General features: G+C 68.5%; 8 protein-coding genes. 3 read left to right on the top strand and 5 right to left on the bottom strand.

What is annotated here, in order from left to right; genetic code table 11:
• Window positions 1-4 precede the first annotated feature (4 nt).
• On the bottom strand, window positions 5-430 hold the full coding sequence (locus tag D7Y11_RS15175) for a hypothetical protein (RefSeq protein ID WP_120577323.1): 426 nt from the start codon (window positions 428-430) through the stop codon (window positions 5-7).
• Window positions 431-633: 203 nt separating this feature from the next.
• Here D7Y11_RS15175 and glsA point away from each other — a divergent pair, with 203 nt between their 5' ends.
• Both glsA and D7Y11_RS15185 read left to right on the top strand, forming a co-directional pair.
• Window positions 634-1644, top strand: a complete 1011-nt coding sequence (gene glsA, locus D7Y11_RS15180) for a glutaminase A (protein WP_120577322.1) — start codon at window positions 634-636, stop codon at window positions 1642-1644.
• A gap of 55 nt (window positions 1645-1699) precedes the next feature.
• Window positions 1700-3064: a hypothetical protein gene (locus D7Y11_RS15185; RefSeq protein ID WP_126934060.1), complete on the top strand. Its 1365-nt coding sequence runs from the start codon at window positions 1700-1702 to the stop codon at window positions 3062-3064.
• Between the two features lie 20 nt (window positions 3065-3084).
• Here D7Y11_RS15185 and D7Y11_RS15190 read toward each other — a convergent pair whose 3' ends face one another.
• The 4 genes from D7Y11_RS15190 to D7Y11_RS15205 all read right to left on the bottom strand — a co-directional run bounded on the left by D7Y11_RS15190 (window position 3085) and on the right by D7Y11_RS15205 (window position 5673).
• Window positions 3085-3423, bottom strand: a complete 339-nt coding sequence (locus D7Y11_RS15190) for a hypothetical protein (RefSeq protein ID WP_126934061.1) — start codon at window positions 3421-3423, stop codon at window positions 3085-3087.
• A 28-nt stretch (window positions 3424-3451) separates the two neighbouring features.
• Window positions 3452-4393 carry a hypothetical protein gene (locus D7Y11_RS15195; protein ID WP_120577319.1) on the bottom strand — a complete coding sequence of 314 codons (942 nt, stop codon included), beginning with the start codon at window positions 4391-4393 and terminating at the stop codon, window positions 3452-3454.
• Between the two features lie 57 nt (window positions 4394-4450).
• Window positions 4451-5332: a monofunctional biosynthetic peptidoglycan transglycosylase gene (gene mtgA / locus D7Y11_RS15200; RefSeq protein WP_126934062.1), complete on the bottom strand. Its 882-nt coding sequence runs from the start codon at window positions 5330-5332 to the stop codon at window positions 4451-4453.
• Window positions 5333-5490: 158 nt separating this feature from the next.
• Window positions 5491-5673 carry a hypothetical protein gene (locus D7Y11_RS15205; protein ID WP_126934063.1) on the bottom strand — a complete coding sequence of 61 codons (183 nt, stop codon included), beginning with the start codon at window positions 5671-5673 and terminating at the stop codon, window positions 5491-5493.
• Here D7Y11_RS15205 and D7Y11_RS15210 point away from each other — a divergent pair.
• Window positions 5663-7060, top strand: a complete 1398-nt coding sequence (locus tag D7Y11_RS15210) for a hypothetical protein (protein WP_126934064.1) — start codon at window positions 5663-5665, stop codon at window positions 7058-7060. The genes D7Y11_RS15205 and D7Y11_RS15210 overlap by 11 nt on opposite strands.
• The last annotated feature ends 143 nt before the right edge of the window (window positions 7061-7203 follow it).

Genomic DNA, 7203 nt, shown 5'->3' on the forward strand with positions numbered 1-7203 from the left:
ACCACTACCGGCGCGCCTGGGCGCGGGCAATGATGGCCCCCCTCGTCACACCTGCCTGCTCGAAGCAGAGCGCAGCGCGCGCGAGCGCCTCGTTCAACGACGCGACCTCCTCGTGCTGATCCGCGCCAGGACGGACGAAGCTGGTGACGGCCCTCGCGAGTCTCGCGGTGGTCGAGTTGATCACCACGAAGAACCCCTTGCAGTACTCGCGAGCCAGGTCGGCGATCTCGGCCTGATGATCCGCCAGCAGCATCCGCTGGGAATGGGTCAGCGGGCGGGACCGCGAGAAGTCGATGATCAGCACATAGGGCTCGCGCCGGTGGATGAGCTTGGAAAGGCTCCGGAGGATGCTTTCCATCTCGCTGTCCGTCGTGGTGTCGCTACGCTGGACAATGGCCAGGGGCCAGAGCGATTCGTCGAGGGTGTACATGGAGGGAGATGTCTCAACCGGCGGTTTCGGTGAAACATACACCACCCGCGAATCAGCGCGACAGAGCCCTGAAACATGCAACACAATAAATCCGCAACAAATCAGATATCCATGTGACGTTGACACGCATCCGGGCGCGACGAATTTTCCAGACAGGAAGCTGCGCTTCTCCCCTGCTTCCAGGAAGCCGAGCCCCTTCACGCATGGATACGACAGGCGAGCCCCCCTTCATCTCCACCGGCCAGCTCCCCGCGGCGGAGCAGGTCCGGGCGTTGGTGGACGAGGCCTACCAGCGCCACCAGGGGAACACCGAGGGACAGTGCTCCCAGGTCTACCCGGCGCTCGCCAGGGTGGATCCCCGGCTCTTCGGCGCGTGCGTCGTGGGCATCAACGGCAGCAGCCATGGGGCCGGGGACGTGGACCATCCCTTCTCCATCATGAGCGTCTCCAAGCCGTTCGTCTTCGCGCTCGTCTGTCAGGCCTTGGGGCCCGAAGAGGTGCGGCGCAAGCTGGGGGTCAATGGCACGGGCCTGCCGTTCAATTCGGCCATGGCCCTTGACCTGAGCCCGGACGGGCGGACCAACCCCATGGTGAACTCGGGAGCGCTGGCGACCACGGGGCTCGTTCCAGGCAGCAGCCCCGAGGCCCGGTGGCGGTTCATCCATGAGGGGCTGTCGCGCTTCGCCGGACACCCGCTCGTACTCGACGAAGAGGTGTATGCCTCCGCGATGGAGACCCATCACCGCAACCAGGGGCTCGCCTTCCTGCTCCACGGTCTGGGCCGCCTGGAGGCGGATCCGGTCCTGACGACCGGGCTCTACACGCGCCAGTGTTCATTGGCGGTGACCGCCAGGGAGCTCGCCGTGATGGGAGCGACCCTGGCGGACGGAGGCGTCAACCCGCTCACCGGGATGCGCGTCGTCGACGAGGAGGTCTGTCATCACACGCTCGCGGTGATGGCCACGGCGGGGATGTATGAGACCTCCGGAGACTGGCTCTACGACGTGGGAGTCCCGGGCAAGAGTGGCATTGGTGGCGGCATCATCGCCGTCGCGCCGGGCAAGGGCGGGCTGGGCACCTTCGCCCCGCTGCTCGACACAGCGGGCAACAGCGTCAAGGGACAGCTCGTCGCGCGGTTCCTGGCCCCACGGCTTGGCTTGAGCCTGTTCATGTCACGCCCTCAGCCTGGCACGGCCTGGATCCCCCAGTCGTAGAGATCCATCGCGGTGGGATTGGGGTTCTTCTGTCGGATTCGCTAGAAACCCCTCCGTGCCGACCCCATCCCTCTCATCGCGCGGTGGCTTCGCGTCCTCCACGCTCGCGCTCTGGCTGATGTGTCTGGCCCTGTTCGGCATCTACACCACGAGCGAGGCGCGGCTGCAGACGGACTCGCTGTGGTCCATCCCTTCCGCGGCCAGCATCCTCCACGAGGGCAACACCGACCTGGACGAGTTCCGGCACTGGTTCTTCCCGGGGACCGCCTATGCACGCAACGAGGCCGGCGGCCACACGTACTACGTGTACCCGCCGGGCGTGATGGTCTCCGCGCTGCCGTTCCTCGCCGCCGCCGAAGGACTCATCTCCCTGATGGAGCCGGTGCTGCCCCGCCTGGGGACGTTCGGTGCCGAGGCGCTGGCCTGGCGGACGCTGTTCCGGCACACAGGGCGGGAGTACCTGGGCTCGTTCGCCCTCACCGAGCAGCTCATCGCCTCGTTCTACGTCTGTGCCGCCGCGGCGGTGCTCCTCGTCACCCTGCGCAGGCGGGTGTCCCCGGGGGCGGCGCTCGTCACCGTGCTGCTTTTCGGTCTGGGCACCACGGCGTACTCCACCGCGAGCCGGGTGCTCTGGCAGCACGGCCCCGGGCTCCTCGCCATCGCCTGCGTCATGCTGTTGCTGGCCCGGCCCGCGCAGACCGCGCGCACCGCGTTCCTGCTGGGCCTCTGGGTCGCGGCCGCCTATGCCTGCCGGCCCACGCACTCCCTCAGCGTCCTGGTGGTCACCGGGTTCATGGCCCTGCGCTTCCGCCGCCAACTGCCGGCCTACTTCGCGGGCGCGGCGCTCGTCGCGATACCCTTCTGCGCGTACCACCTGTCTGTCTATGGCTCGGTGTTCTCGCCCTACTACCGTCACACGGTGGATCCGCTCGCCGGACCGTTCTTCATGGCCCTGGCCGCCAACCTCGTCAGTCCTTCGCGAGGCCTCTTCGCCTTCTCACCGTTCCTGGCGCTGGGCGTGGTGGGCTTCGTCCAGCGGTGGCGCAGCCGGAGCCTGGAGCCCTACGAGGTCGCCTTTGCCCTCATCCTGGTCCTGCACTGGGCGGCCATCTCCTCCTTCTTCATCTGGTGGGCCGGGCACTCCATTGGCCCGCGCTTCTTCACCGACGTGCTGCCCTTCCTCGTCTACTTCCTCGCGTTCCCCGTGCAGGCGGTCCTGGAGGCCCCTTCACGGCACCGGGTCCTCGCGGGCGCGCTCGTCGTGACGGCCGTGTTCAGCTTGTTCGTCCACTGGCGAGCCTCGCACTCCTACGACGTCCACAACTGGAACTCCTCGCCGGTGGACGTGGACAAGAATCCTTCGCGCGTCTGGGATTGGAAGGATGCGCAGTTCCTGCGCGCCCTTCCCCGTGACGCCTGATTTCCGGCGGAGGCCCTGCCTCAGAGTGACGCGGCGATTCCCGGCGTGAGCCAGCGCACGCGCGGGTCGCTTCCCAGGACCTCGCGTGCCTGGGGCTCGGTCGCCAGCGGCTCGAAGGTGCCGAAGTGCATGGGCACGATGACGGAGGGGCGGAAGTACTTGCGCACCGCGAGCGCCGCGGTCCGGGGGTCCATGCCGTAGCGCCCGCCACCCACGTTGAGGAGCACGATGTCCGGGTGCAGCAGCTCCTGCACCAGCGCCATGTCGCCGAACAGCCAGGTGTCGCCCGTGACGCGAACCCCTTCCACTCCCGCGAGCCTCGCGGGCAGCACCACCCGGCCAGGCTCGTCGGGTCGCATCGTGGCTCCAGTATGGAGCAAGTCCGGGTCACTGCTTCGGCGCGGGCTTCTGCTCCTGGGTGTTGCGCAGGTCCGCGCGCACCACGGCGTTGCCGAAGCGCTCCACGTTGGTCAGCCAGGCCGCCGCGTTCTTCACGTAGCGCGCGGTGCCCGCCGTGTCCCACTTGTTGTAGAGGCGCGTGAAGCCACCGTCGAAGATGGCCCGCTTGCCGCCCTTGTCATGAAAGGCCGCCACCAGGTTGCCCGCGGAGCCATGGAGCAGCGGCGTGAGCTGCTCGCTCGGCTGGATGGTGGCGATGGTGATGCCCTCGTAGAGGTACTCCAGGCCGGTGGTGAGCAGGTGCCGGCGCAGCAGCCCCGGGCCCTCCCCGTCCTTGCGCAGGCCGACCGTCTGGTCGCCGATGATGTTGCCCACCATGACCGTGCCCAGCAGCGCCTGGCCCACCACGTTGGCGTCCGCGTAGTAGGGCGAGTTGTCGCCCCAGATGTACACGCCGTGCCCCGCGTCGAAGAACTCCTTGATGACCTTCACGTGCTCGGGCGTCAGGTGCTGCGTCTCGTCCGAGATGATCCACAACTGACACGCCTTCTGGAGCGCCTTGCGCAGCTCCTTGGGGTCCGGCGCGCTGTTGACCCAGCGGTACACGGAGAAGCCCTTCTCCTTCAGCGCGGCCTTCGGCAGCGAGAAGTCGAAGTCCTGCGTGTAGAACTGGAGCACCGCCACCGTCTGACCTTCGAAGGCGCCGTCCACCGCGAGGTCGTTCTGGTTGCCCTTCGCGTTGCCAAAGCCGTCACGGGCCGCGGGGCGCACCGTTTCGCGCAGCTCCTGGGAACCGTCATTGCGCGTCACCACCCGGCGAACGCTCTCCATGGGAGCGTTCTCACCCGCCACCTGGTTGTACTGCGCGAGGGCGGGAGTGGCGGACAGGACGAAGGCAATGCAGCAGAACAGCGGACGGAGGGCACGCACGAGAACCTCGAAGAGAAGGACGTGGCACCTTCCACGCACGGCTCCGCGAAAAGTTCTTCAGCTGGCGTCCGCCACCAGGCCGGGCGCGGGCGGCACACCGAAGAAGCGCGAGAGCTCGGCCTGGGCCTCGCGGGCTTGCGCCGCGCTGATGCGCCCTTCGCGCTCCAGCCTCCCGATGATGACGCCAGCACGGGTGCGCAGGGTCTCGGGCCGCTGCGCCGGCAGCCAGCGACGCGGGGCGGGCAGCATGGCCGCGAGCATCGCGCCCTGCGCCACGCTGAGCGACCGCGCCGAGACGCCGAAGTGCTCGCGCGCCGCCGCCTCGATTCCGTAGACGCCCTCTCCCCACTCAACGACGTTCAGGTACAGCGCGAGGATGCGCTGCTTGGACAGGTGTGACTCCAGCTGGCGCGCGAGCAGCAGCTCCTTCCCCTTGCGCAGCAGGCTGCGGTCCGTGGAGAGGTAGAGGTTCTTCGCCAGCTGCTGCGTGAGGGTGGAGGCGCCGCGCCCCAGGCGTGCCTCGCGCACCGACTGCTCGAAGGCGTTCTCCACCTCGGTCCAGTCCACGCCCTCGTGCCGGTAGAAGCGCGCGTCCTCGGAGCACAACACGGCGTCCACGGCGTGCGGGGCCACCGCGCCGAGCGACACCCAGGCCTGACGCACGCGAGGCTTCGTGCCCGCCTCCAGCGCCTCTTCGGCTCGCTGCGCCATGAGCGCGGTGGTGCGCGGGTTCTGCGTCCGCAGGGCGCCCACGTCGGGCAGCCGCGCGGCCTCCACGCCGAACCAGAGGGCCAGCATCAGCCACCCGCCGAGCGCCCAGCGACGCCAGGCCGGGCCTCCGGAGGGCTTCCCAGCGGGACGCCGGGCTCCAGAGGAGGGCTGCTTCGTCTTCTGCATCCGGACGGTGGAGGGGCGCGCAGGGGGCGGACGGGATGTCATCTGTACGCCTACATCTGCCCCGACCCGCCCCTGCTGTCCAGAACGCGGCCGGACACGGATTTAACCCGGCTTAATTCGTCCGCTGCGGCGGTTCGCGCGACAACCCCTCTGACTGTCGCAGAGGGGGAAGTCCACATGCAGTGGCCGATTCGGAGCTTTCAGCCGTTCATCAACACCGTGAAGCCGTCCAGCAGCGGAGCCGTGAGCGCACCGCAACAGGCGCCAGCAGGTCCGCCTCGGCCGTCGAGCGGCACGTCGTCCTGGGGAAGCGCGTCCACCGACACCTTCAGCGGGAGCACGCCGGGGGCTTCGAAGCGCAACCCGCTGAACGTGCCGGACACCGCGCCCTCCCCCACCGACACGCCGATTCTCGCGAAGCCGACGGCCTCCAAGGACTTTGCCGCCAGTGGCTCGGTGATGCTGGGCCCCAATGGCATCTCCGGGAGCGCGAGCCTCGAGGCGGGGGTGAAGGTGGATGCGGGCATCTTCTCCATGAAGGTGGCCGGTTACACCGAGCTGGGGGCGAGCTTCAGCCGGGACGCGGAGATGACGACCTTCAGCGTGGAGGCCGAGGTCGGCGTGAAGGGAGAGCTCCAGGCGGACACGCCGAACGTCACCGTCACCGGCACCGCCCAGGCGGGCGTGCGAGGCAGCTACCAGGTGACGCTGCCGACCGCGGCCGCGGCGGGCATCACCTCGCCCGAACAGGCCGCCCAGCAGCTCAACCCGTCTCTGCCCCAGAACCTGCCGGTGGGCGCCACCGTGACGCTCAACGGCGAGTCCTTCGTGGGCACGGGGATGGAGGTGGTCTTCAAGAACATCTCCGGCATCTTCGGCGCCATCGGGGGGATGAGCACGGAGAAGGCCAGCGGCATGTCCCTCGCCGTCACCCGGCTGGACGACAAGACCGTCCGGGTCACCGCCGGCCCCACGGAGGCGGTGTCGCGCACCCTCGAGGGAAAGCTGGGCGTGTTCGATATCGCGTTCGGTGCGACGGACACGCGGCGCGTGGAGGGGCAGTTGAGCTCGCGGCAGGTGGACTTCGACATCTCCACGCCGGCGGGACAGGCGGCCTACAACCAATTCCTCGCCACGGGCGAGCTGCCGAAGAACGACCCGGCGAACGGCACGTCGAACGCGGCGACGGTGCAGATTGCCTCCGACACGCTCACGCGGGAGGTCACCTTCGCCATCGACCTGGGCGCGGCCGTGATCGACAGCAACGTGTACGTCGCCACGACCTACGACGCGGGTGGCCCGACGGAGTTCCAGTACACGGGCACCAAGGGCCCCGTCACCTTCTCGGTCAGTGGCGAGTGGAAGGACCCCGAGGACCCGTCCACGTACACCTATGCGGCCACCCTTCCGGACCTGGCCTCCGGCACCGCGAACGGGCTCCAGGACGTCTACCCGAACACGACGGGGACTGGCACCACGGCCTCCGTGTCCTTCACCCACGCGGAGGCACAGCAGGTCCAGCAGCTCGCGAAGGACTGGCTGACGGCCATCGAGCAGGGCCAGCCCGGATACGCGGGCAACACGCCGGAGAGCTGGGTGGTGGACGTCGCCAATGCGGCCACCCCTGAAGAGGCCATGGCCCTGCTGCTGACGCCGGAGACGAACAATGTCCCCGACGTGGTGGCGGAACGCGTATCCAAGCTCAGCGTCTTCCAGCTCAACAACGGCGGAGGACAGCTGCCGGGGTCGCTCACCCTCTCCGAGGGCTGACGTCGCGGATGTGAAGGCTCAGGGCGTGAGAAGAAATGAGCCTTCCGACTCGTCGAACCAGCCTTGCGCTATGGCGAGCAGGAGGTTGTGGGCGACGAGTGCGAGCAACCACGCGGCTTCGGCTCGCTTGCGACCTCGTACGT

This window comes from Corallococcus sp. AB018 (genome assembly GCF_003986945.1).
Taxonomy (GTDB): domain Bacteria; phylum Myxococcota; class Myxococcia; order Myxococcales; family Myxococcaceae; genus Corallococcus; species Corallococcus exiguus.